The 25,409-nt window shown below is 32.8% G+C and carries 28 protein-coding genes; 8 read left to right on the top strand and 20 right to left on the bottom strand.

The window, feature by feature from the left end; all coding sequences use genetic code 11:
* The first annotated feature begins 200 nt into the window (after positions 1 to 200).
* Complete coding sequence (locus tag ACFSR1_RS10455) at positions 201 to 1,484, top strand: sensor histidine kinase (protein WP_378292217.1); 1,284 nt, start codon at positions 201 to 203, stop codon at positions 1,482 to 1,484.
* Between the two features lie 76 nt (positions 1,485 to 1,560).
* Here ACFSR1_RS10455 and ACFSR1_RS10450 read toward each other — a convergent pair whose 3' ends face one another.
* Both ACFSR1_RS10450 and ACFSR1_RS10445 read right to left on the bottom strand, forming a co-directional pair.
* Positions 1,561 to 3,198, bottom strand: a complete 1,638-nt coding sequence (locus ACFSR1_RS10450) for a 4Fe-4S binding protein (RefSeq protein ID WP_378292215.1) — start codon at positions 3,196 to 3,198, stop codon at positions 1,561 to 1,563.
* Positions 3,199 to 3,201: 3 nt separating this feature from the next.
* Positions 3,202 to 4,503 carry an NAD(P)/FAD-dependent oxidoreductase gene (locus tag ACFSR1_RS10445; protein WP_378292213.1) on the bottom strand — a complete coding sequence of 434 codons (1,302 nt, stop codon included), beginning with the start codon at positions 4,501 to 4,503 and terminating at the stop codon, positions 3,202 to 3,204.
* Between the two features lie 319 nt (positions 4,504 to 4,822).
* On the opposite strand from ACFSR1_RS10445, the gene ACFSR1_RS10440 reads away from it, so the two are divergent.
* From ACFSR1_RS10440 to ACFSR1_RS10425, 4 genes are read left to right on the top strand one after another with little or no spacing between them, the layout of a single operon-like run.
* Positions 4,823 to 5,533 (top strand): DUF547 domain-containing protein, encoded by a 711-nt coding sequence (locus ACFSR1_RS10440; RefSeq protein ID WP_378292211.1) that lies wholly within the window; start codon positions 4,823 to 4,825, stop codon positions 5,531 to 5,533.
* A gap of 55 nt (positions 5,534 to 5,588) precedes the next feature.
* Entirely contained in the window at positions 5,589 to 6,476 is an 888-nt protein-coding gene (locus tag ACFSR1_RS10435) for a hypothetical protein (protein ID WP_378292209.1), read from the top strand.
* 36 nt (positions 6,477 to 6,512) lie between these two features.
* A complete protein-coding gene (locus tag ACFSR1_RS10430) occupies positions 6,513 to 7,517 on the top strand; it encodes a glycoside hydrolase family 113 (protein WP_378292207.1) in 1,005 nt (334 codons plus the stop codon).
* The gene (locus ACFSR1_RS10425) at positions 7,507 to 8,787 is read left to right on the top strand and encodes a POTRA domain-containing protein (RefSeq protein WP_378292205.1); all 1,281 of its coding nucleotides are present in this window, start codon (positions 7,507 to 7,509) and stop codon (positions 8,785 to 8,787) included. Before ACFSR1_RS10430 ends, ACFSR1_RS10425 begins: the two co-directional genes overlap by 11 nt.
* 50 nt (positions 8,788 to 8,837) lie before the next feature.
* On the opposite strand, the gene ACFSR1_RS10420 is transcribed toward ACFSR1_RS10425, so the two are convergent.
* The 11 genes from ACFSR1_RS10420 to ACFSR1_RS10370 all read right to left on the bottom strand — a co-directional run bounded on the left by ACFSR1_RS10420 (position 8,838) and on the right by ACFSR1_RS10370 (position 16,744).
* On the bottom strand, positions 8,838 to 9,041 hold the full coding sequence (locus ACFSR1_RS10420) for a hypothetical protein (protein WP_378292203.1): 204 nt from the start codon (positions 9,039 to 9,041) through the stop codon (positions 8,838 to 8,840).
* Positions 9,042 to 9,141: 100 nt separating this feature from the next.
* Entirely contained in the window at positions 9,142 to 9,747 is a 606-nt protein-coding gene (locus ACFSR1_RS10415; RefSeq protein ID WP_378292202.1) for an FMN-dependent NADH-azoreductase, read from the bottom strand.
* A 5-nt stretch (positions 9,748 to 9,752) separates the two neighbouring features.
* On the bottom strand, positions 9,753 to 10,622 hold the full coding sequence (locus tag ACFSR1_RS10410; RefSeq protein ID WP_378292200.1) for an NAD(P)-dependent oxidoreductase: 870 nt from the start codon (positions 10,620 to 10,622) through the stop codon (positions 9,753 to 9,755).
* A 93-nt stretch (positions 10,623 to 10,715) separates the two neighbouring features.
* Complete coding sequence (locus ACFSR1_RS10405) at positions 10,716 to 11,582, bottom strand: helix-turn-helix transcriptional regulator (RefSeq protein WP_378292198.1); 867 nt, start codon at positions 11,580 to 11,582, stop codon at positions 10,716 to 10,718.
* Positions 11,583 to 11,659: 77 nt separating this feature from the next.
* Positions 11,660 to 12,232, bottom strand: a complete 573-nt coding sequence (locus tag ACFSR1_RS10400) for a YceI family protein (RefSeq protein ID WP_378292196.1) — start codon at positions 12,230 to 12,232, stop codon at positions 11,660 to 11,662.
* Positions 12,233 to 12,244: 12 nt separating this feature from the next.
* A complete protein-coding gene (locus ACFSR1_RS10395) occupies positions 12,245 to 12,733 on the bottom strand; it encodes a hypothetical protein (RefSeq protein ID WP_378292194.1) in 489 nt (162 codons plus the stop codon).
* 7 nt (positions 12,734 to 12,740) lie between these two features.
* Positions 12,741 to 13,142: a hypothetical protein gene (locus tag ACFSR1_RS10390; protein WP_378292193.1), complete on the bottom strand. Its 402-nt coding sequence runs from the start codon at positions 13,140 to 13,142 to the stop codon at positions 12,741 to 12,743.
* A gap of 123 nt (positions 13,143 to 13,265) precedes the next feature.
* Complete coding sequence (locus ACFSR1_RS10385) at positions 13,266 to 14,381, bottom strand: helix-turn-helix domain-containing protein (RefSeq protein WP_378292191.1); 1,116 nt, start codon at positions 14,379 to 14,381, stop codon at positions 13,266 to 13,268.
* A 24-nt stretch (positions 14,382 to 14,405) separates the two neighbouring features.
* Positions 14,406 to 15,116, bottom strand: coding sequence for a TIGR04283 family arsenosugar biosynthesis glycosyltransferase (locus ACFSR1_RS10380; protein WP_378292189.1), 711 nt, complete (start codon positions 15,114 to 15,116; stop codon positions 14,406 to 14,408).
* 27 nt (positions 15,117 to 15,143) lie between these two features.
* Positions 15,144 to 15,857, bottom strand: coding sequence for a DUF547 domain-containing protein (locus ACFSR1_RS10375; RefSeq protein ID WP_378292187.1), 714 nt, complete (start codon positions 15,855 to 15,857; stop codon positions 15,144 to 15,146).
* 173 nt (positions 15,858 to 16,030) lie between these two features.
* Positions 16,031 to 16,744: a DUF547 domain-containing protein gene (locus tag ACFSR1_RS10370; protein ID WP_378292186.1), complete on the bottom strand. Its 714-nt coding sequence runs from the start codon at positions 16,742 to 16,744 to the stop codon at positions 16,031 to 16,033.
* 243 nt (positions 16,745 to 16,987) lie between these two features.
* Here ACFSR1_RS10370 and ACFSR1_RS10365 point away from each other — a divergent pair, with 243 nt between their 5' ends.
* Positions 16,988 to 18,208 (top strand): NADH:flavin oxidoreductase/NADH oxidase family protein, encoded by a 1,221-nt coding sequence (locus ACFSR1_RS10365; protein WP_378292184.1) that lies wholly within the window; start codon positions 16,988 to 16,990, stop codon positions 18,206 to 18,208.
* 7 nt (positions 18,209 to 18,215) lie between these two features.
* On the opposite strand, the gene ACFSR1_RS10360 is transcribed toward ACFSR1_RS10365, so the two are convergent.
* Both ACFSR1_RS10360 and ACFSR1_RS10355 read right to left on the bottom strand, forming a co-directional pair.
* Positions 18,216 to 19,703: a histidine kinase gene (locus ACFSR1_RS10360; protein ID WP_378292182.1), complete on the bottom strand. Its 1,488-nt coding sequence runs from the start codon at positions 19,701 to 19,703 to the stop codon at positions 18,216 to 18,218.
* 7 nt (positions 19,704 to 19,710) lie between these two features.
* The gene (locus ACFSR1_RS10355) at positions 19,711 to 20,460 is read right to left on the bottom strand and encodes a LytR/AlgR family response regulator transcription factor (RefSeq protein WP_378292180.1); all 750 of its coding nucleotides are present in this window, start codon (positions 20,458 to 20,460) and stop codon (positions 19,711 to 19,713) included.
* A 540-nt stretch (positions 20,461 to 21,000) separates the two neighbouring features.
* On the opposite strand from ACFSR1_RS10355, the gene ACFSR1_RS10350 reads away from it, so the two are divergent.
* Positions 21,001 to 21,177, top strand: a complete 177-nt coding sequence (locus ACFSR1_RS10350; RefSeq protein WP_378292178.1) for a hypothetical protein — start codon at positions 21,001 to 21,003, stop codon at positions 21,175 to 21,177.
* A 189-nt stretch (positions 21,178 to 21,366) separates the two neighbouring features.
* Positions 21,367 to 21,546 (top strand): hypothetical protein, encoded by a 180-nt coding sequence (locus ACFSR1_RS10345; protein WP_378292176.1) that lies wholly within the window; start codon positions 21,367 to 21,369, stop codon positions 21,544 to 21,546.
* Between the two features lie 90 nt (positions 21,547 to 21,636).
* On the opposite strand, the gene arsM is transcribed toward ACFSR1_RS10345, so the two are convergent.
* The 5 genes from arsM to ACFSR1_RS10320 form a co-directional block, all read right to left on the bottom strand.
* Entirely contained in the window at positions 21,637 to 22,605 is a 969-nt protein-coding gene (arsM, locus tag ACFSR1_RS10340; RefSeq protein WP_378292174.1) for an arsenosugar biosynthesis arsenite methyltransferase ArsM, read from the bottom strand.
* A 52-nt stretch (positions 22,606 to 22,657) separates the two neighbouring features.
* Positions 22,658 to 23,470: a purine-nucleoside phosphorylase gene (locus ACFSR1_RS10335; RefSeq protein WP_378292173.1), complete on the bottom strand. Its 813-nt coding sequence runs from the start codon at positions 23,468 to 23,470 to the stop codon at positions 22,658 to 22,660.
* Positions 23,463 to 24,089 (bottom strand): TIGR04282 family arsenosugar biosynthesis glycosyltransferase, encoded by a 627-nt coding sequence (locus ACFSR1_RS10330; RefSeq protein WP_378294493.1) that lies wholly within the window; start codon positions 24,087 to 24,089, stop codon positions 23,463 to 23,465. Before ACFSR1_RS10330 ends, ACFSR1_RS10335 begins: the two co-directional genes overlap by 8 nt.
* Positions 24,077 to 24,577 (bottom strand): rhodanese-like domain-containing protein, encoded by a 501-nt coding sequence (locus ACFSR1_RS10325; protein ID WP_378292171.1) that lies wholly within the window; start codon positions 24,575 to 24,577, stop codon positions 24,077 to 24,079. Before ACFSR1_RS10325 ends, ACFSR1_RS10330 begins: the two co-directional genes overlap by 13 nt.
* Positions 24,578 to 24,727: 150 nt before the next feature.
* Positions 24,728 to 25,408, bottom strand: coding sequence for a TIGR04282 family arsenosugar biosynthesis glycosyltransferase (locus ACFSR1_RS10320; RefSeq protein ID WP_378292169.1), 681 nt, complete (start codon positions 25,406 to 25,408; stop codon positions 24,728 to 24,730).
* Position 25,409 lies beyond the last annotated feature (1 nt).

The raw sequence follows: 25,409 nt of genomic DNA, 5'->3' as shown, positions 1-25,409 counted from the left end.
AATACCAACAAGAAGGGATAAAAAAAGATGATTTTACTCCTTGTTTAAGCGCAAGTAGATGTATTGGTGTTCTTACTTTTGAATAAAAAACAAACAAAAATTGCGTTTTGTCGGATTTTTTGTTATTTTTAACGATAACTAACAACAATAAATTGTTGTTCTTTTCAAAGTTTAACGGGGCTAATTAAATAGATATTTATATGAATATTACTATTACATCCCCAAAGTTTCCCCGATTATTTCGATTTGATAAGGTGTTATTTACAGTAATGTTTATAGCGCTTCCTGGAATTATACTAGACGGTATTGTAGAGTATAATGAAGGAGGTTTTAGTGCCTATTTTTATAGAGCGGTAATTACTTTTACAATAGTTACTATGGGCTTGCTATTGCAGAAAGTAGGTCTTATAAGAAAGTCAAGACTACTTACCCTTTCTGTATATGCAATTGTTTTAGGGATGATGTCTTCCATTTTTTTTGGAGTACAGGATCCGAATTTCAGATTTGAATCATTTTTTCTAAAAGTTGAGGTAATCGTTTCTCTACTATTTTTTGCAGTAGGAATGTTGGTTCATTTTAGACATATTATTATTTTATTGACCATAAATTTTCTTTTCATAACACTGTCTATGTTTTATTACCCTAATTTCCCATTAGAGAAATTAGCATTTTATTTTGTGATTGTTAGTGGTGGTGGATTAATGGCATATTTCTGTCAGAGATTACTTGTGCAATTATCCAGAAAAGTAAAAGAAGCCAATAGATTGATTAGTATCAAAAATGAGGAACTAAAGGAGATGAATCAATCTAAAGATGATTTATTTAGAATTATCGGACATGATTTGAGGACACCGTTTTATCAGCTTAGGTCTTTAATTGATATGGTGGATGAGGTTGATAATGAAAAAGAGCGAGAACATATTAGGAGTATGATAAAAGAGGCTGCTGATAAGGGGAATAATTTATTGGAGGACTTATTAGAATGGGGCAATATTTATAAAAAGCAATCACAAGTATTACTTGAAACAAAAGAAATATCGGTGATTGTAGACAAAGTTTTTGCATTTTCAGACTTAAAAACAAAAAAGAAGGAAATTAGCCTGATAAATAAATTACCAAGGGATCTTAAAGTGACTATTAATCCTGCTATGATGGAAACTGTAATGCGAAACCTAATCGCAAACGCCATAAAATTTTCGCATCGAGGTTCTGATATTATTGTGAAATCAGAAAAAATGGGGAGTCACATAAGAATAGCTATAGAGGATAAAGGAATAGGGATGTGTGATAATAGCCTTTACAATCTATTTACAAAAGAAAAGAATAATTCTACCAACGGAACTGAAAATGAAAGAGGTACTGGATTCGGATTAAGTATCGCTAAGAAACTAGTAGAAAAACAAAACGGTATTTTAGAAATAGAAAGTGAGTACAATAAAGGAACTACAATTAACTTGTATTTTCCTCATACTATGAGTGCGTGATAATAACAACCTAACTTTTAAATATAAAAAACAGCCTAATCTAAAGGCTGTTTTTTATATACTGATATTTTTATGCTTATTTATTATTCACATAATCCATTAGATCAACGTCATTTCCTAATAAAATCTCATTAGAATTAATTCTCCCATCTAAACTATCGTTTTCTAACTTTAATACACCTCTAGGGCATACTGCTGAACAAATTCCACAACCCACACAGCTGGATCGAACAATGTTTTCGCCTTTTTGTGCATAGGATCTTACATCGATTCCCATTTCGCAATAGGTAGAACAATTACCACAAGAAATACATTGACCTCCATTGGTAGTGATTCTGAATTTAGAGAATAATCGCTGCTGGATTCCAAGTATTCCCGCCATAGGACATCCCATACGACACCAAACACGATTTCCAAGAATTGGGTAAAACCCGGTTCCGATTACTCCAGAGAAAATAGAGCCAATACCAAAACCATAAAACGTTCTTAGTGCAGCGTCGGCAGCGTAACTTTTATCGTTTAGACCGAAGGAAAAATATTTTGCTTGAATCTGTATTTGACTTAAATCTACAAAAGCTATTAAAACAAGGAAAGCAATGGTAAGAATAAAAAAACCTGTGGCTCCTTTGACAGCACTTTTATTAAGTTGATTTCTCTTGTAATAAAGGATACCTACAAATAGTAAGGTTAAAAATACTCCAACACTTATTAAAAAAACATTCTTTGTAAACCAATACTTAGTAGGATCATATCCCAAGTACGTCGAGACTGTGGCTACAGTCATAATTACAGAAAACACTAAAACAGTATGAATCATCCATCTTTCTAATTTCCATGCGTTCATACTTTTGTCGGATAACTGACGGAAAGAATCGCCTGCCGTCTCGGCTAATCCTCCACAACCACATACCCAGGAACAATACCATCTTTTTCCATATTTATAAGTAAGAAAAGGAGAAATAACAAAAACCATCAATACAGCAAGGATTAAAAAGAACAATCCTATAGTTTGTGCATTGATAAATTGATCTACTCGCCATTGTTCAAATGCATAGTAGTTGAGAGGCCACATGTTTTTTAAGTCATTATAAGGTAATGAAAATGTATCTGAGTTTAAACGAGCCATTAGTTCCGGTATTACAAAGGCAAAAGCGGTTTGAAAAAACATAACACTAATGGTTCGTAATTGTTCATAACGATTGTGTTTATATTTCATTAAGAACTTAATTCCAAAAGCAACAATTGCGATGGTATACAATGTTCCGTACACAAACCATTGGCTTGCAGGATTACCGCTAAGTAAACGACTTAATGGATCAAATAATCCTACTAATCCTGTATTCGCTCCGTCTACTCCTTGTCCAAGCCCTAAAAGTTCTGCAAAGAAGTATAAAACAATATAAAAGCCTGTGAGTGCTATTCCTGCTATCCAGGCAAGTACTCCTCTGGAAGATAAAGATTTGAACCATACTCCATCATTTTTAATTCCTTCTAGCTTTTTATCATAGGCTCCTTTTGAGAATACTATAATTCCAATTGTCAATGCCGCTAATGAGATAGTGAGCCAGGCTGCTTTATTAGGTAAGTTAATATTAAATGTAGCTAGTGATAATACTAATAAACCAGCCATTCCGATAAGAACACCAATTTTTTGTTTTGTATTAAGACTTTTAGGAGGTTGCCCTGTTAAAGCCATATTTCTTTCTATTGCCATTTTTTATGCGTTTATAAGTTGTTGCTTTTGAAAAGTATTTAAAATATCTTTTTCGAAATGTCTAAAAAACTCAGGATCGAAATTGGCTTCTGCCAGATGTTCCATAACATAGTCTACATCTCTTTTTTCCGTTAGCCATTGGTCAAATGTTTCATGACGCATTCTTATTCCGAAGGTATTTAAACCAAGAAATTCTCTGGATTCTTTATGGTATGAAACAGTAATACATTTAGTATCATCTTGGTGTATCCAATGAAATTGTTGTTCGTATTCTTTGGGTTTCCCAAATACCCAACCATAGGTTTGATATTCGATATCCAGAAACTTGGCACTATTAAACCAATGTCCGGGTTTGTATTCAATTTTGTTTCCGCAGATAGTTTGCGCAACCGTTTCACCCATCATTCTTCCTGTATACCATACCGCTTCAATAGGTCTTCTGCTACCAATAGATTCGTGTTGTTCTGCACAGTCACCTATAGCATAAACATTAGGGATACTTGTTTCTAGAAAACGATTTACTTTTACGCCTCTTCCTAATTCGATTCCGGAATCCTTTAAGAAATCTACATTTGGTGATACACCTGCAGTAAGTCCAACTACGTCACAGTCTATGATTTCTCCAGTTTCTTCGATTACAACAGATTTTACTTTTCCATTATCGTCAGCAATTATTTCTTTAAGATTTGTGCTTAAACGAAGATCAATATGATGATTTTTAATGTGTCTGTTGATCATTCCACTTTCACCAGCAGGCAGAACACCGTTCCAGAAACTACCTTCTCGCACCAAAAAAGTAACAGGGATATCTCGCGAGCGTAACATTTCGGCTAATTCAATACCTATCAGACCTCCACCAACAATCACGGCTCTTTTACAGACTTTTTTGTTAGGAGCATATTTTTCAAGGTTTTCCAGGTCTTGTTTATGATACATACCCATCACTCCATCCAGGTCCTGACCGGGCCATCCAAATTTATTTGGTTTGGAACCTACAGCTATGATAAGTTTGTCATAAGGCAGATTTTCTCCACTTTCAAATATCAATTGGCTTTTTGCATGGTCTACTTTTGATACATACCCACTTTTTAATTCTATTCGATTTTTTTCCCAAAACCAATTTTCATAAGGCTGTGTATGTTCAAATTTCATATGACCCATGTAGACATACATTAGTGCTGTACGGGAAAAGAAATAATCCGTTTCAGCAGATACAATGGTGATTCTTTTATCTGACATTTTCCGGATATGCCTTGCAGCAGTGACACCAGAAATTCCGTTGCCGATAATTACAATGTGTTCCATAAGTTGTGTGTTAGTTGAATTCGATTTTTAGTTTCAATAGTGAAGCTTCCGTTTGTAAGTCGTTTATAAATATAAGAACTTAAGGAGAGTTAGTAATTTAGAATGAATCTAAAAATCGGTAATTCTGTAAGGTTTAACAAGATTTTTGCACGTGTTTAATGCCCCTAAAGCGGATAAGGATATCCATAAAGAAATTAAATTTAATTTGTAAGTAGCCGATATGCCCTTCGACTTAATGCGAGTTAGCAAGCTAAACTTTAACCACTTTAACTCATATTCACACAACTTCAGTCAATGAAGTTTTTAAAAAAAATACCTCATGAAAAATATAATATTTACACTAGTTTTTTTAATAGGAGCTATTAGTTTTTCTCAAGATACTGATGATTTTTTTGCTAAGTCCGATGCCTTTTTCAAAAAACACGTGACTAACGGAAGAGTAGATTATAAAGCAATAAAAAATGAAGCTACTGCATTAAATGAATTATTGGATATAGCTTCTGGCATCAATGTTTCTAAAAGCAATCCAAAAACTTTTCAGGCATTCTATATCAATGCTTATAACCTGGCTGTTATTAAAGGAATCGTAGATAATTATCCAACAAAGTCACCATTAGATATAAAGGGTTTCTTTGATAAAACGAAATATACTTTAGGCGGAAAAACTACAACACTGAATGATCTGGAAAATAAAATATTACGTAAAAATTTCCCAACAGAAGCCCGTTTTCATTTTGCTTTGGTGTGTGCGGGATTAGGATGCCCTCCAATAATACCGGAGGCATATAAACCCAATACTCTTGAGAAACAATTGAAGCGTCAAACGACTATCGCATTAAACAATCCTAACTTTATTAAAGTGAAAGGAAAAAAAGTACAACTTTCCCAAATTTTTGAATGGTACAAAGGAGATTTCACACAAAATGGTTCAGAAATAGATTATGTAAACCAATATAGAAAAGAAAAAATTCCTACAGGAGCCAAAGTATCTTATTACCCATATAACTGGAGCTTAAACATAATTCAATAAAAACACAATTATATAAAGAGTGAACACGCTCATAAAAATTAAATCTATTAAAATCATGAAATCTACTAAAAACCTCATAACCTCATTTTGCCTTTTATTAACGATCTCTTTTGCATTCGCTCAAGATGATGAGGATCAAGGATCTGTTATACAAACATTAACTCCTTCAAAATTGATCGGTAAAGGTCAATTTGATATCAAATGGTTTAATAATTTATACACAGAAACCGAAGATCTTTTTGGTCTTGGAGGAGAAAAACGTGATATTCCTAGAAATACTTTTTTTACATCTACTTTGGAAGCCTATACAGGGATCGGTAATAACAAAAGATGGAATATTGGAGCAATTTTAGAATTTAGATCTAACGCTGTTGGAGGAAGAAAAGCTTTAGATGTTTTCCAGTTTGATGGAGAGCGAGGGACTGCAAGATCCGGATTTACCTCTATAGCGCCTTCAGTAAAGTTTGTACCTCTTAAAAATGTAACCAACTTCTCGATCCAGAGTTCGTTTTTTATTCCATTAGTAGATAATGAAACTGAAGATGGTGTGTTTTTAGATCAAAATGGATTTATTTGGCAAAATAGATTCTTTTATGACTATACGTTTCCAGGAAACAAATTTCAGATTTTTGGAGAGATCAATTCTGAGTTGAATTTCGGAAAAGAAGAAGATAGTTTTGCCAATAATAGTTTGCGCTTAACTCCCGGTGTATTTTTTAGTTATTTTCCGAGCTCTAAGTTTACAGTATTGGCATTGGCGCAACATTCTGAATTAATAGATCTCGGAAATGATTTTGATCAAAACTTTACAGCACTAGGCGGTGGAGCCAAGTATCAATTAACAAAAGAACTTAACATTGAAGCCTTATATACTAATTTTGTAAGAGGTAATAGAACGGGTTTAGGAGAGACTTTTAACATTGGATTAAGAGCTGTTTTTTAATATAATATCGTATTTTCAGCAGTGTAAAAAGTATATATGAAACGATTTTTTGTACTGCTAATTTGCTTGATTTGTACCAGTTGTTCTGGACAGCAACCTAAAATAAACGGAGTTAGTTTTGTAGGCTCTCCAAAAGAAATTAATGAAACCCATATAGATCCAGTAGTTAAGGTCAATGCAAATTGGGCAGCTGTAATGCCCTTTGGTTTTGTAAAGAATCTAAAAGAACCATCTGTTGTTTTCAACATAGAAAGACAATGGTGGGGAGAACGAGCAGATGGAGCCAAACGCACGATTGAGTTACTTAATCAGAAAGGAATTAAGGTAATGATGAAACCCCAAATATGGGTTTGGAGAGGAGAGTTTACCGGTAATATTAATATGGATTCTGAACAAAACTGGCAAACTTTCGAGAAGTCATATGAAGATTTTATACTGTTGTATGCCCAATTAGCTCAAGAAATGAAGGTTCCTATTTTATGTATTGGAACTGAATTGCACACTTTTGTACAAAAAAGATCCGACTACTGGAGCAGGTTGATAAAAAAAATAAGATCAGTATATAAAGGAAAGTTGACATATGCAGAGAACTGGGATCAGTTTGGTAAAGCTCCTTTTTGGGATCAACTGGATTATATAGGTATTGATGCTTATTTTCCGGTTTCTGATAGTAAAACACCCACTTTAGAGGAGCTGAGAGAAGGTTGGCAAATACATAAAACCAAAATAGTAGCATTACAAAGAATTATCGGCAAACCTATTCTGTTTACAGAATACGGATATAGAAGTGTTCATTATACCGGAAAAGAACCTTGGGATTCGAACAGAATAAATGGTAATGTAGATTTGAAAGCTCAGACTAATGCATTGACGGCTTTGTATCAAGAATTTTGGGATGAACCTTGGTTTGCAGGCGGATTTCTTTGGAAATGGTACCACAATCACGATAAAGTCGGTGGAGAAGAAAATAATAGATTTACAATTCAAAATAAGCCCTCAGAAAAATTAATACAATCACTATATAAAGACGATGAAAACTAGCACAATTGGATTTTATTTTTGCCTGTATTGTCTTTTGTTCATATCCGTTACGAGTGTTGCACAAGAATTGAAGGTGGTTGACCTTAAGGTACAGGGAAACAAAAAAACCAAAGCATCTTTTATAAAAAAAATAGCAAAAGTAAAAGCAGGAGCTACTCTGGACTCAATTGCTTTAGAAGAAGATATCAAAAGAATTAAAAGGTTGCCATCCGTCGCTCACGCCTATTACCAGGTTTTCAAAGCTCAAAACGAAGGGGAGTATAATGTTTTTTATACGATAGAGGAAAATTTTACGATTATTCCCAGTGCTAATGTATATACAACGAATGATGATGAGTTTGCTTTTAGAATAGGTGTGTACGAGTTTAACCTTTTTGGACAAAATATTACGTTTGGCGGTTTTTATCAGGATGATATATACAGTTCTTTTGGGGTTAACTTACGAGCTCCTTTTTTATTTAGTAGTAAAATAGGGTTGGCATTTAACTATCAGAACCTTACCACGCAGGAACCGGTATTTTTGGATACAGGCACAGCCGATTATAGATATAACAACACATCCTATGAATTACTGGGATTATACCAGTTTAATTTTCAGAATCGAGTGGAGCTAGGAGTAAACTATTTTAATGAAGATTATAGTTATAAAAATGGAGCTACAGGTCCTGATGTTCCTTTGGATTTTGATGTGAATAAATTATTATACAAATTGATTTATGAATATAATGATCTCGACTATGACTTTCAATATGTATCAGGATTTAGGAGTATAGCTAATTTTCAATATGTAATTAGTACAGAAAATGTGTTACCCGACTTTTTAATCGGTTGGAATGATTTTTTGTATTACCACAGAATAGGAAAAAAAGGCAATTGGGCATCACGATTACGTCTCGGGTTAGCAACTAATGATGATTCACCTTTTGCACCCTTTGCAGTTGATAATAATCTAAATATTAGAGGTGTAGGCAATACAATAGATAGAGGAACCGGAGTAATTGTATTGAATACAGAATACAGACATACCATATACGATAAAGATTGGTTTGTTTTACAAAGCAATGTTTTTGTGGATGGTGGTAGTTGGCGAAATCCTGGAGGTGATTTTGGTGATTTTGGAGACTCACAGAATTTTAGAATATATCCTGGTGTTGGACTACGATTTATGCACAAACGTATTTTTAACGCCATTTTCAGAATAGATTATGGTTATGGAATTACGGATGACGCAACAAATGGTTTTGTGTTTGGAATCGGGCAATATTTCTAGAGCAATTGGGATTCATTCTTTTCATGAATCCCAATTATTGTTCATTGCTATTATTCAAATATACCTGAAATACACATATGCGTTTCTCTTGTTCCTAAGCAACATCCATTTGATAAAGGGTAGCCTCCACAATTCAAGCATTTCTGAGCGTTAACAGGATTCGGACAAACTCCAAGATTACCACCGTTTACAGATCGTTGTTCTTCTTTGCTAAGCGTTTGAGCGTCTTTTAAATTTAAAATGTTTTTTAACATAATTAAGGTTTTAAGAATGATATTTCCTCAAACATTTAGAGACACTTGAGGTTTGTGTCTATAAATTTTAGTAACGCTAAAACGGGGAATTTGTTGCTTTTTATAATTTATTTATGATTTCAGAAGCGGCTAGTTTAGTGCTCTCAAAAACTTCTTCATTCATAGTTGTTCCTTCTATTGGCAAGAAGGTAATATCTGTTATTCCAATAAGTCCTAAAACAGTTTGTAAATAAGGCTGAAGATAATCTAAAGCTTTCATTTCCGGAGATGAATATACAGCTCCTGCTGAAGTTATGATATAAGCTTTTACATTTTGTACCATTCCATAAAATTCGCCTTGTTCATTTACTCCAAATGTGCTGTTAATTCTAACGATATGATCAATCCATGCTTTTAAAGCAGAAGGAATACTAAAGTTGTACATAGGAGTGCTTATTAGAAGTATATCTGTTGCTTTTAATTCTGAAATAAGTTCATCAGATAATTGAATAGCTAGGTTTAATTCCTCGTTCAATTCTTCTTTCGGCGTGTAAAATCCTTCAATTGTTTTTTGTTGGATATGGGCTATTGGATTATTAATAATATCTCTTGTAATAACAGAACTTTCTAAATTCGTTTTTTGCCATTGTTGTTGAAATTGATCTGCTATTTTTCTGCTATCAGAATTCTCATTTCTGGAACTAGCATCTATTCTAAGTAATTTCATGTATTCTATTTTTTAAGGTTTAAAAATTCATAAACTGAGGTAAAATCTAGATCTCCATACCCTTGTTGTTTTGCTTGTGCAAAAATTTCTTTGGTAGTATTCAGATTTGGAGTTGCAACACCATTTTCATAAGCAGAAATACTTGATAAATGAAGATCTTTTTGTATCCATTTTAATGGGAAATTAGCTTCATAATCAGAATTTTCAAGCTTTGAGCGAATAACAGACATTACAGGAGCCACCACAGGAGTGTTGAGTAGAACATTGAATAAGGTGTCTTTTTCTAATCCCATTGCTTCACCCATAACCATTGCCTCTGCAAAAGCTACCATAGATTGCCCTAATAGTTGATTAATTAACATTTTTATAGAGGATCCAGCACCAACTTTTCCTAAGTGTAATGTTTTTTTACCCATTACATTAAACAATGGTGCAGCTTCATTTATCGAAGATTGATCACCTCCCACTAGAAATAATAATTCTCCATTCTCTGCAGGAGCTTTGGTTCCGGCAACGGGAGCATCCAAATATCGAATACCCAGTTGTTTTGCCCGGTTATCCATTTCTCTGGCAAAAGATGGATTAACGGTACTACAATTAATCCAAAGACTATTATCTTTTAAAAGAGAAAGAAATCCCTGATTTCCTGTAGCGACTTCTTTTACTATTTTGGGAGTGGAGAGCATAGTAACTAAAATGTCAACATTTTGGACTACTTCTTTAGGTGAATCAGCCCATTGTGCTCCATTACTTATTAAGTTAGTTGCTTTTTCTTTAGTTCGGTTATAAATTACCAGAGGATAGCCAACATTTTGAAGATTAGCAGCCATTCTGCTACCCATAATACCGAGCCCGATAAATCCGATTTTTTTCATTCGTATCTGTTTTTATTTCTGAAACAAATGTCATTGAAAGTGAAGAGGATAAGTTTTCGGAAAAACCAAAAATTGTGTTTTTCGGTCAAAAGTTTAAATTAAGATATCTTTTCGATACTTAATCTGAAATTGTTTTGGAGAAATGTTGAATTTTTTCTGAAACACCTTGATAAAATGTGAGATGTTTTCGTAGCCTGTTTGCAGAGCAATAGTTGTTACAGAATCATTGGAGTCTTTTAGTAAAAGAGCAGCTTTTTCCATGCGTCTTTCGATTAACCATTTTTTTGGAGAAATCCCAAACTTAGATTTAAAATCTCTTCGAAATGTTGAGATACTTCTTCCTGTGAGATACGCATAGTCTTCTATATCCAAAGGTTTATCAAAGTATTCAGACATAAAAGTTTTGATGTTCTTTTTAGCCCTTTTTTTCAGTTGAAAAAGTTTCGAAACAAACGCATCGCCTTGTTTCGAAATACTTATAAGATGTAATAATTCTAATAGTTTAGGCCTGGTAAATTGATGTTGGTTTTTACCTTTATAAAGAGTAATCAGCGTATCTGTAAATAATCGTAAATTCTGATCATACTCTAAAATCAAATTTTCTACAATATTCTCAGGGTTATAGGTTTCAAAATTGCGCAAAAATTCATTTGTAATTTCTTCATCAAAGAAGAAGACGATAGCTTCAAAAGATTCATCTTTTGGAATGATGTCTGATATCATATACAACCCTCTTGGTAAAAGAATGATTTGATTTTTATTAACAATGTTCAAATCACCTTCTGTCGTTTCAACTTGCAAAGCACCTTTTAAAACTAAGGTTAGCGCATGCGAAGCCAAGTAGCGCTGATTCTGCAAATCTGCTTGTTGTACACTTTTTAGAATTACACAAGAAAGACCATCTACTAATACTTTTTCTATTCGAGGATGCCGGTAAAATGCTTGAGGAACTACTTTCATAACAAACAAATATCAATAGAATATACCATAATAAATACCAGAATTTATTAAAAGTAGCGATTTTCGGTCAAAAGATGTTATGGAACAAACACTAAAGTGCCTTCTAGTATAAACTCATCTGCAATTGCATTTTCTTTCATACGTTTAAAAATACTAGGTGAGTTATGGTTAATACCATATTTTGTTCTATCAATAGCATGTTTGAATTTAAGCACTATACCAGATTTGATTTGTTCTATTTTTACTGGAATATTCTCTGTATTTGTTTTTCCTTTGATAGTTAGTTTTCCGATTAAAATTGTTGTACTGTTTTTAACAAGTGTTTCGTTATTAATGGAAAAAGTAGCTTCTGGGTATGTTTTCACTTCAAAAAAATCTTCATTTTTTAAATGACTTTTAAGATCGTTGTTTTCATGATCAATGCTTTTCATATTAATGATAATGTTTAAATCTGAAATTGCAGTATCGTTTATAGAAAGAGTCCCTTTTTTAGGAGCTATAGTTCCTTTTAAGGAGTAAGAGTTAAAAGCCGCTTTTCCTGTCCAGAACATCGTTGATTTTTTAGTATTTAATATATAATTCTGACTATGGATTTCTTGCACTCCAAGTATAAGGGAAAGAGTGAGAATGATTAGCTGTATTATTTTCATTTTGAATATTTTTTAATTTAAAAGGTTATCTGTGGTATCGATTTTTTCATATCCGCATACTTTTTCTCCATCTTTTGTAATACCAATAAAGTACCACATAGCCCATCCTCCGTAAAGTGAACTGTCTGTACGCCAATTTTGTGACCAGGTATAGGGTTCAGACTGTTTCATAACTTCTTTTTTAGTCCCGAAGTTTTTGTTTAATTCTTTTAATGGATATGATTTCCTAAGGTTCCAGGTATTATTATAAAAAAGATAAGCTCCATACTCAATAATTTTGATCTCACTTTCTTTACACAGGATTGCGGTGTTGTGTTTCCAGTAATATCGCTCATCAATCTTAATAGGATCAATGGTTTTAGGGAAGTTGTTTACTTCAATTGCTTTGCGTAAGCTTTTTAGTTTCTCTGGTATTTGATGGTTAACAGGAGTTCCATATTTTATTTGTGCAGTTAATGAGTTTAAGGTGAATGCTATTAATAGTATAATTGCTGTTCTCATATTCTTATTATTTTATTTTTTCAGCGATCCAAACTGCTAAAAACCCTCTGTCAACAGCGTGAGTGGAACCATATAGTTTTCCGTTTTTGTAGTAAAAGCTGGTGTTATAACTTCCACTATTGTCACCAGAGATAAGCGCAACATAGATAAGACCTAGTTGTGTATTAACTTTTCCATTTTTTATTTCAACCCCTTCTCGATAAAATGTTCCGTGTACTGAATTAGCATCTATTTTATCTATGCGCATCATAGCAAAATTGTTATCTGTCTTATCTTGCGGACTCATATCTAATTGCCATTCGCCAACCAGTAATTGTAGATCTTTATTATTTTCTTGAGAAAAGCTTGAGAAAGAAGTAATGAAAAGAATAAGTAGACTTACTTTTTTTAAGATCGTGAGATGTTTCATTTTTTCTGATTTTAGAATTTATTTGAGACAAATATTAGTCAAATGCATAAAAGAATCGTTTCAATTTGCTAAATGAGACGGATTTTTAGAGAAATAAATGGTGCAATTTTTTAATTGAAACCTCTATTGTCCTGATTTTAGAGCGCTTGGGGGATTTCCGGTAATTTTCTTGACAGCTCTATTAAAGGAGGCTTTAGAATTAAAACCTGCATCATATGCTAATGCGAGAAGGGTAAGATTATCATTTTTGGGATTACTAAGCAACTTTTTTACTTCTTCAAAACGAAGTTCGTTTATATAATCAGTAAACTTTTTCTGATAGATTGTGTTTAGGCATTTAGTAACCAAATAGGGTTTTACAGAAAGTTGTTTTGACAGAGAAGCTAGTGTAAGCTCTGGGTTTTTGAAGAGCTGTTCTTCCTTCATTTTAATTTCTAAAGTTTTACTAATATTTTGCAATTGCTCTTTCTCTTTATCAGAGATGGCAGCAATTTGTTTGAATGCACTTTCTTTTCTTCTAGCAAAACCTTCTAGACCTAACCAATAGGTAATAATTGCCATTCCTATAAATACAGGGTGACCATAGAAAAAATTACTTGCGAAATTGAAGAAGAAAAAGTCGATTAATATTCCAAGTACATATATGATAGAGAATATTTTCATCACTAAAACGACTCTTTTAATCCAGTCGAGTTTTTCTTTAATAATCTTAAATCCTTCTACCTGAATAGTATTGCTAAGTATTTTTTCAGCTTTGATACTATAAAAAACAATTAATGCTCCGGAAACGATAAACATTGTAGGGTAATGCATCCATACTACATATCCCCAATATCCTAACCAGGAGAGACTCTCGCGAGTACCATCCCAATAAAAATTTTGTGCTTTTATAAAAAAGCTCCACGCAAATTCTATAAATACAGGTAAGAAATGGATCCAATCTTTTTGGACTAACCTGAATTTTGGATTGACATAACTTTTTACAAAAAAGTAGATAAGTGTTCCGTAGATCCAATTATATTCTAATAGAATATGATACCAGAAATCGTATCGTCCCAGCCCAAAAATGTTTAAGGTTTCTACAATAAGGCGATAAGAGAAGAAAAATAGAATGGTAGCTAGAAATCGATTAGCAATGTAATGCAATCCTTGTTTTTGCCATAAAATGATACCGAAAATGATTCCTTGTATGGCACCAATACATAATAATATGATCAAAAGTATCTCTAACGTTTTCACTGCATTAAAGATATAGAAGAAGATTTAAGAAACAACTTTTTCTTTATAATATCGATACAAATCTTCTGATGAAGCACCGAGCCATCTTCTCATATGTATGTTCAAAAAGTGGTATTGTAGTCTCCAAACTCCAACTTCTCTATAGCGCCTGGCAGAGGTAACAACATATTTAGGGATGATAACAAATTTGTTTATGGCAAAAAGTCGATCAACCAGATCATTGTCTTCGTATACTACATAAGCCTCGTCATAACCATTTATTTCTTTGAATAATGAAGCAGTGATAAACTGGCTTTGATCTCCACCACGGCAGCGTTTACTTTCGAACTGTGTTAACCAGCCCAGAAAACGAAGCCACCAATGATTAGAGTCAAATTTCATCCGGAAACATCCGGCTTCATTTCCCTTATGCACTTCTTTTATAATATCAATATCATATCCTTTAGGAGGAAATGAATCTGCGTGTAAAAAATAAAGTATATCTCCCGATGCTTCTGCAGCTCCGGCATTCATTTGCTTGGCACGTCCTTTTTCTGAAGAAACTATTTTAATAGGAGTCCTTTGTGTATTCGAAAAATTTTGAACTGTTTTTTTAGATTCATCCACACTCCCTCCATCAACAACAATAATTTCTTTGATGGTATCTTCTGTATTTTTGGCTTGTATCAAATGGGAAAGCAGCTTACAAATTGTAGCTGCTTCATTAAGAATAGGGATGATTATCGATATTTTCAAAAGTTTGGGTATTATGCGGATATAAAATTACTCATTTAAACTCCAATCGTATTTTTTGTACCCTTTCTTTTTCTGTTTATCAATCTTAATTTCAGAATACCTATTAATAAAAGCCTTCGCATCTTCTCCATCTACCTTGAAATCTTTTTTAAACCAACTGAAGATTTTAGACACTTCAACTACTTCTTCAGTAATCGTATTTCTTTTAGGATCATTTATAAAATTTCTAGTGAGAGTTTCTAGTGCAGTATCTACATTTGAAGCTGTAAAAGCTCTATTCCATACAATTGGACAAGAAAATGAAGCGCAGTTAATTGCAAAATGAATTCTGGGGTCACCTAATTTTCTCAGAATTTTGTGTTCTAGTTCGTTTAAACTATGCAAAACACCATTGATTTTAAAAAACTGTCTATCCCAAGGATCTTTGATTTCTTTGATACTTTTTAAAGGATAATTATCTATGATTAACTTTATCGTATACGCATTGTATGCATTTATCCAATACGCTAATGTTTCTTCCTTGCTCCAGTCCTTTGAAGGCGGATTGTTAGAGAGGTATGCGAAATATTCGTATAGTTGAGCACTATCTCTCATAAACCCTTTGTAGTCTACTTTACCATCCTCGGAAACATTAATTAACAAAATTTGATCCCAAATAGCATGATCAAGGTTTTGTTGTGCTTTAGCCTGAAAAGAGATAAATACGATTATTATAAATACAATTATTTTTGGGGTGTTCATTTTCTTGTCTTTTAAAAAAATCTTCAAATGTTTTTTATATAAAACTGAAGTGAGTTCAACTTATGCTTACTTTTTTATGTTTCTAAATAACGAAATCTTTAATTAATATTCGTTAAATACTTGGTGTTAGTCCAAAGTATATGCCAGAACTTACAACTGAAATATAAAAGGTTTTATCGCCGCTCATTTAAACTCCAATCATACTCCATATATTCTTGATCCATTATTTTATCAATTTTTGTAGTAGAGTATTGATTAATAAACGATACGATATCGCCATTATTAAAATCATCCTTATACCATTGAAACACCATTGATACATTCACTTTTTCATCCGTGATTACATTTTTCGCAGGATTATTTATGAATTGATGTGATTTATCTTCTAATGCCGTCATAATATTTCTGGCAGTATATGCTCTGTTCCATAGTTTAGGAGAAGATTTTGTAGCGCAATTAAGTAAAAAATGAATTCTGGGTTCCCCCATTTTCCTTAGAATGGTATGTTCTATATCATCAAGACTGTATTTTATTCCGTTAACAGTTATCTGCTTTTGTTTCCATGGGTTTTCCAGATCATTGATGGATTTTATAGGATAATTGTCAATAATCATTTTCATAGCAATTGCATTGTACAGGTTTACCCAATAAGCAAGTTTTTCTTCCTTGCTTGACTCTTCTTTTGGATAATTATCTGCTAGAGATTTGAAATACTTATCAAATAAATACTTATCTCTTATAAAACCAGGGTAATTAACTTTTCCATCATCAGAAACATTGATTAATAGTATTTGATCCCATACCATATGATCAATATGGTTTTGTGCGTTCATCTGGAAAAAATTGGACATGAATAGGGCTAATACTGTTGTTTTTAGGGCATTCATTTTTAAAATTTTAGTAAGTTATGATTAATATATTGGTTTAATTCTTTTCAAAAAATTGCTGAGATAATTAAAAATCTAAGCTATCATCAGAAAACTTAAACCTTTGTCTGTATATGACTTTTATCCTTACATAAAATTTTAAAATACAGCTAAATAGAGTTTTGTCGGTTGTTAGACTACTTACCTTTATAATATTGTAGATTACGATTGGATTGCGTAATATTGCAATCGAACTATTTTTATATGATTAGTACAACTTTAACACTTCCTTGTGGAGCTAAATTGAATAACAGGTTGGTGAAATCTGCTATGACAGAGCGCATTAGCAATAATAGATTTGAGCCTACCAAAGGACACGAACAATTGTATAAAGATTGGTCAGAAACAGGTGCTGGATTATTGATCACAGGCAATGTAGTGATCGATCGAAAACATCTTGAATCTGCGGGAAATGTTTGTTTTGATGATGAAAAGATGTTATCAAAATTAAAATCCTGGGCAAAAGCAGGTAAAAAACAAGGTAATCATATATGGGTTCAGATTTCTCATTCCGGAAGACAAACCAATAGATTTGGGACTAATAAACCTTTAGCACCTTCTGAAGTACAACTGAAAAAGCTGGGACTTTTTGGTAAGCCTAGAGCAATGACAGAAGAAGATATTCTAGATGTAATACAACGGTTTGTGAAGGCCGCTAAACTGGCTAAAGAAGCTGGTTTTACGGGAGTTCAGATTCATTCTGCTCATGGATATCTACTAAGCCAGTTTTTATCACCCAATACCAATGTGAGACCTGATCGTTGGGGTGGAAGTATTGAAAACCGAAGCCGTTTATTACTTACCATCATTAGAGAGGTTAGAAAAGTTGTTGGAACTGATTTTCCGATATCTGTTAAGTTAAATTCTGCGGATTTTCAAAGAGGAGGATTTACCGAAGAAGAATCACTGGAAGTAGTAAAAATGTTAGATCAGGAAAAGATTGATCTGCTCGAAATATCAGGAGGAACGTATGAAAAACTTGCTTTCTTCATACTGAATGAAGAAGATTCTGAACTTAAAGAAAGTACTAAGCAGAGAGAAGCCTATTTTATCGATTTTGCTAAAAAAATAAGAGCCGTTAGTAAGCTGCCTCTAATGATTACCGGTGGTTTTAGATCCTATGATTTTTGTAATGAGGTATTAGCAAATGGAGAAGTTGATTTGATTGGTATGGCACGTCCGTTTATTACCAATAGAGAAGATATATCTAAGTTCCTCAATGGAGAATTATCACATCTTAAAAACTTGGTGCTCCGCACTGGATTAAAACAGTTTGAAGATGCTGCAGAAGGTGGTTTTTATGCCAGACAAATCATACGATTTTCTAAAGGAAAAGGATTAAAAACCAATATGAGTCCTCTTTGGTGCTCTTTATTTTTAATATTGTACGAATTCAGAAAAGCTATGGCTAAGAAACTAGCGTAGGTCATAATTATGAAACCACTATTGTATTCTTAAGAGGTATTTCGATCAAGACCTTTGTTCCCTTCGAATTATTTTCGGTGCCCAGGTTCTCAAAAACTAAATTATAATCCTGAATACTGTCTTGAGCAAAAAGAATCAAACGCTCTTTGGTAATATCTATTCCTAAAGATTTATGAGTGATGCTTTTCTTCTTTTGGATTTCCAGAGCCTTTAACATTCCTATTCCATTATCCTGAATGGTTATCTTGAGTTTTTTCTGATACTGACTAATGTTAATTTTGATTGACTTTTTCCCTTTTTTATTTGCTAATCCATGCCAAATTGAATTTTCTACAAAAGGTTGGAGTATAAAAGGAGGAATTTTGATACTGCTTGTTGAAGTAATATTAGGGTCAATTTTTAAAGTAAAATGAATTTGATTTTCGAACCTAAGGTTCTCCAGGAGAACGTACAATTTTGTAATTTCTATTTCTTTTTCCAGCGATACATATTCTTCTAATGAATGGTTTAGAATATTTCGTATTAACTTAGAAAATTTATTAAGATGATCTATTGACTTTTCTTTATTATTGCTAATGATACTCGCTTTTATCGAGTTTAGAATGTTAAAAATAAAGTGCGAATTTACCTGGCTTCGAAATACCTTGGATTTTAGTTTGTTTATGCTATTTTTAAACTCTAGTTCGATTTCCTTTTTAGTGAAATTTTCGATGCGATCTGTTAGGATTTGATTGTTGTATTCCACCAATTTTTTATTGGTTTCTAATTGATCAATGAGCTTTTCCTGATACTCATTTCTTTGCTCAAATATCAGGTATACTTTGATTCCTAAACCCACTGCAAAAAATATAAACTCTATAAGAACTCCAATCATAAAAAATATCAGTGGGAAATCTATTTTTTTAGTAACCGAAAAATACATGGATGTTAAAGCGGATAGAACATATACAGTTGATCCGATAATTATAAAATGCTTAGCCGGATCGTTGGATTTGAGTATTTTATATAATACATATGCTGCAAAAGGTACAAAAAAGGGGATATAGAAAAAGAGTATAAATTTCTCAAAATTGTATGAGATACTCCTGGTAGGGGTATGCAACACAAAAAAATTAAGTAGTGTAAATCCTAAACAAATTATACCCATTCCCCAGATAAATTGTACTATTAATTTATCCAGTTTTGGGTTATGTTTTTTGAAATTAAAAAATGTTCTAATAAACTGCGTATATAGTAAGTAATAAACAAATTGTACCGGCCAATTGATAAGCGAGGTGAGTGGTACGCCATAAATTATACGAGACTCGTGGATCAAAGTCATAGCCTGAAAGGCTATATAGATATTTAGGAATATCGCATATAAAGAATAATAAAGAAAACTTTTTTCCCTTACTTTTAAAAATATAAGAAAGGTGATGGTGGAGAGCAAGAAAATTGCTCCAAGCGTCCATCCAAAAAATAGAACCCTTGATAAATATGCGTAGTTTTCAGACAAATGTTCTTTATTTAAGAATATGTTTTAATAATTCATTTTTCTTACTTCTGGAAACAGGAATGTTTTTACCATTAAGCAGTATTACTTCACCTCCATCACCTCTGTAATATTCTTTAATTGAATTAATATTTACGATAAAAGATTGATGTATTCTTATAAAGTGTTTTTCATCTAATTGAAGAGATAATTGCTTCAGATTTTTAGAAATCACGTGTTTGATACCACTATCCATAAAAACTTGGGTATAACTACCATCAGATTCACAATATAAGATTTCTTTTTGGTCTACTAGAACTATTTTTTTTTCCATTGGTAAAGCAATCTTAGCATTATTGGTATCTAGTATTTCTAGATTATGTTTTATATAAGATTTCAAGTTTTCTCCTAGTGTTTTATTTTGTTTATTTAGGACTACCTTATGCACTGCTTTTATTAATTCCTCCTTCTCAATAGGTTTTAAGAGATAGTCAATTGCATTCATTTTAAATGCTTGTATGGCGTAATTGTCGTAAGCGGTTGTGAATATGAGATCAAAATTTCTGAATTCTAATTGATTTAAAAGCTGAAATCCATCCAGTTCAGGCATTTCTATATCCAAGAAGAGGACATCTGGCCTCACCTTGCTAATGGCTTGGATAGCTTCTGTTGGTTTATTGGTAGAAAATAACACTTCTACTTCCTTACAATTGGTTTCTAATTCCCATTTTAAGGTGTCAATTGCTAACTGTTCATCATCAATTATAATTGCTTTTAACATTTTGTTTAGGTTTATTTCCTACAATACTAATTAATTTATTCTAATCCCTTACACGTTTAGATTCCTTAAACTCTTTATTTTTTTCCTGATTTATATTAGAAGTCGCTAAATACGAATTATTGAACACAGGATATAAACTCCTGGTTGAATAGCAACTTTATTGTTTTAAAATTTGCGCTATGACTATTCGTTGTTAGCTGATTATTAGATTTTTGAATCAGTTTTTATGAAAGTTATGAGTTTATGTATTTACTAAAAAGGGGTTGTTTTTTATATGCAATTAGTAAGATTCACCCCTTTTAGTTTTCTGAAGACTCCTTTTAAAACCTTAAAACCTATTCTTCAAAATGCAAAACCTAACAAAGCAATTATTGTTTATTGATCACCTTATTATTTGTACAGAACATGAGATGGTAAGAGCAGTTTAAATCTTATTGACTTTTGTTTTAATTTAAAATTATTCTTGCAAGGATAGACATAATGCTTGAGTGTCTCTAAATGTTCAAGCACTCACTTAATTAACTTTTAATTTTCACAATTATGTTAAAGAACATTTTAAACATTGAAGGAGTTCAGAAATTGGCCAAAAGCGAACAGAAATCACTTCAAGGAGGTGCTTTTTATGGTTCCTGCAGTATGAAACCTGGAGGGATTTGCTGTATGAATGGAGCCTGCTATCCTGGGTACTGCCGACGAAATGGCTGCTTCTGGTGGTAATAATTAGATTGAATATTAGAATTGGGGGAATGGGATTCCTGTTTCCTTAATTCTTCTTATCCAGAGCTCTCTTTTACTCTAAAAACTAAATCAATCTGAATTAAAAAACTCTTGCAAGAATAGACATAAAGCTTGAGTGTCTCTAAATGTTCAAGCACTTACTTAATTCACTTTTTAATTTTCATAATTATGCTAAAGAACATTTTAAAAATCGAAGGAGTTCAGGAATTAGATAAAACCGAACAAAAATTACTTCAAGGTGGTTTAGGATGGAGACCTTGTACTCAAAATCAAGGATTATGCTGCCAAGGGGGCGGAAGTCAATGTTATGCAGGAGTATGCACAAGAAGAGGTTGTTTCTACTATTAGTAGAATGACATTTTAAACCTTAAGAACTAAACTACAATGTTTGAATTAGGAGAATCATTATGATTCTCCTAATTCTTTTTTGGTTCAATCTTAACAACATCCACCACCATCATAATGATAAGTAGATTCACTAATGAAGATGTCATCTCTTCCTAAATCCGCAATAGCACCGGCAGTTTTATCACAAACAGCTATAGGTTGATTTTTTAGCAGTATATGACCTTTTTTATCATCAAAATAATCTTCATCCCCGTAATAAATGGCAGCTTTACCTGTAAATATACACGGCCCATCTTCTGGCATTGGATCTTTGATCGCGGCAACTTCTATAGATTCTATATATATTAATTCATCTGTTTCGTAGTTTTTAGGATCTAGAATTCGATAAGGCTTGCGTGCTCTAATCTCGATAGTACCAAAACCAACATCGGTTAATGCTTTTACATACTCGGCTATTGGTAAACTACCACTAAGACATAACGCTCTTAGTCTTTCATCATTTCTTAAGGTGTCATTCATAGGTTGCTCACAGGTAGGATCGCTCATCACTAGTCTTCCGTGAGGTTTTAAAACACGATACATTTCCTCGATTGCTTTTTTTAAATCTTCTGCTTTAAAAATGTTAAACAAACAGTTTTGAGCAGCAACATCGATACTATTATCTTCTACAGGAAGATTAAGTGCGTCACCAAATCTTAAATCCACAAACTCACTCTTGAACCAATCATTTTGCTCCTCTGCTTCTATAAAATTTTTACGAGAAGCTTCCAACATTTCTTGAACGACATCTATACCTATGACTCCGCTTTTTTGACGAGAAAAGTAGGAGAATTGTAACAATTCCATTCCTCCTCCAACACCCACATAAAGAACTTTGGGATTATTAGTCAAGTCACGAGCATTAACAGTGCTTCCGCAACCATAATTCATTTCTTGCATGATCTTTGGAATTTTCAATCCGGGTAACTCCCAAATAGGATTTGTGGTACAGCATAAACCTACATCGGGAGTTAATGCTGCTTCTTTATATACGTCGTGTGTGGTTTCTAAATAACTCATATTATTATGTTTTCTTCTTTTTGAAAAGAGGGAATTTCTTAATTTATACTATTTACAGAGATTTTATTAATTCTTTGAATAAAAGAATCATTTCCGGTTCTGCTTTTCCGGCCATTGCTATGATTTCTTGGATATCTACTGGTTGAAGATTATCTGGATCGCACTCATCTGTCAGAACGGAAACCGCGGCCACAGGGAGACTTAAATGATTTGCTACAATAACTTCTGGAACCGTACTCATTCCTACTGCATCGGCTCCAATAATTTTTAGATAGCGATATTCTGCACGAGTTTCTAATTGCGGTCCAACTACTGATGCATATACTCCTTTATGCAGATTGATATTATTTTCCTTGGCAATTGATTCTAATTTGTTACTAATTTTCGCATCATAAGGAGCGCTCATATCGGTAAAACGAGTTCCTAATTGTTCCACTCCTTTAAATGCCAAAGGAGAACCTCCCTGAAGATTAATATGATCATCAATCAGCATTAATTCACCTTTTTTGAAGTTTAAATTAATTGCTCCCGATGCATTAGAAACTAATAACGTTTTGATTCCTAATTGATGCATAATTCTAACAGGGTACGTCACGTCTTGTAGTGAGTACCCTTCATATAGATGAAAACGTCCTTGCATTACCACTACTTTTTTACCTTCTAATTTTCCATAGATTAACTTTCCTTTGTGGAATTCCACGGTTGCTGTAGGGAAATTGGGAATATGATTATAACTTACTTCCTTTATGATTTCTATTTCATCTAGTAACTGTCCTAATCCTGTTCCTAAGATGATACCTATTTCTGGATTATCAAATCCTTTTTCTTGTAAGTATTCGGTTGTTTCTTTAATGTATTTAGTCATTTTGATAGCTTAATAAATGTTGAAAAACTGGGATGTCTTTGATATCTTCATAATAATCTACATCATTACGTTCTTCTAATAATTTGATATTGGTTTGTTGTAAATCGTTTAATGTATTCTCTAATACTGTATTTGTTCCCCAGGATTTGTTTCTAAAAACTTGAGAGTTCAGGGTTTTCATTCCTAATAAATAATAGCCTCCATCTTCAGCCGGACCTAGAACATAATCATGCGTTTCTAATGCATTGAATGCATTTTTTATGTCCGATTGACTAAGATCATACATGTCGCTTCCTATAATAATGATATTGGTGTATCCAGCTTTAAATCCGTTTTGGAATGCATTATACATCCGATCACCAAGGTCTTCTCCTTCTTGTTGTTTTTTATCATAGATATTAGAATCCCAGATATCGTTCTCTCCAATTCTTGTAGAATAGTGTACTTCTTTTGTTAGCTCAAGTTTTTTAGTGATGGATACGGTGTGCTCTAACAAAAGCTTATACACTTCCAGAGCAGCTTGATCTCCTATAGTTGCTGCTAAGCGAGTTTTGCATTTACCCAATTCCGGATTTCGGGTAAAAATCATTAAGAGGTTCTTTTTTTTCACTGTGTGTATACTTTTTTTCCTTTATGTAACCATTTCCCCCATTGTTTAGAAAATGCGTGTACGGTGTCTGTTTCTTTTTCGTTTGAATCAACGACCTGATGATTATTATTTTTCCATTCAAAAATTCCGCCATATAGATTTAATACATTTTGATATCCTACTTTTTTTAGTTTTTCTGAAACATCTTCTGATCGTATTCCTAAACTACAGTAAACAACAATTTTGGATTCTTTGGGAATGTTTTTATTGGATAGTGTATCTATATTAAAATGATCATATCCTACGTGAATAGCACCTTTTAGATGGCTCGTTTGATACTCTTGTATTTCTCTTGCATCTAATAAGATTACTTCACTTTGGATCTTACTTAATTCTTTAACCGATATATAAGGTATACTCTCATTATTATACTGATCAAGCAATTCATCAAGTGAATCCTGACTCATAACCAAAAATGGCAAGGAAATAAATAGTAGTACTGAGGTTATTTTTCTCATATAAAAGTATGACCTATTATTGTCGCTATACAATGTATTATAATATTAAAATAAAGTTTAGCTTACAGAAGTCGATGATTTAAACTACATACGAATTTTTTATATAAGCTTGTTTTGATAAGAAAGGGCCTGGTTAGAATTGAAATAACCTTAGACCGCGCAAAGAGGAGAACCCTTGTTATAAAAAGAAGGGAGATGATTATTATATTTTAGTATCTCTGTATATTTCGGTATCTCTATGGGAGAATGACAAATATGATATATAATCGCCCGAAGAGCATTTGAAAAAGTAAAACTTAGTCTACAAATTGATTTTAGATCTTCGGGATTGTCAATGTCTTGTAAAACTTCCAGCTCTGCTACTTCGATTTTTGCAGTTTTAATCAAAAGCGATATGCTCTTGGCTAAGTTTTTGGATTGCCAGGGAAGTTTTAAAAAAGTACTTAAACTAAATTGAGATTTATGTAATCCCATGAGATAAAATCCACCATCGACAGATGGACCAAGCACAAATTTGTTGTTTTCTAATTGTCTGGCACTTTCTAACAAATGATGCTTCCTTAAATGAGGAGTGTCATTTCCTATTGTGATTATATTTTCGAATCCGAGATCATAGGTGGTTTGGATTGCATTAACAAAACGTTCCCCAAACGTTTTTCCATGCTGATCTTTTTCTGTAGAAATAAAATAAGGAATCCCCGAATTTTCTACAACTGCAATTGTTTTTTTAGTAAGCTCGGTAAATAGTTTTTCACCTCCAATAATAGGTTTATGCAGAAGCTCTTCCTTAGAAGAGTTCGCAAAAACTAATATGGCGGTTTTTTTGTTCATC

This window comes from Aquimarina rubra (assembly GCF_042684305.1).
GTDB lineage: Bacteria > Bacteroidota > Bacteroidia > Flavobacteriales > Flavobacteriaceae > Aquimarina > Aquimarina rubra.
The sequence above is the reverse complement of the archived record's forward strand: the minus strand, read 5'-3'. Positions and strand labels throughout refer to the sequence as shown.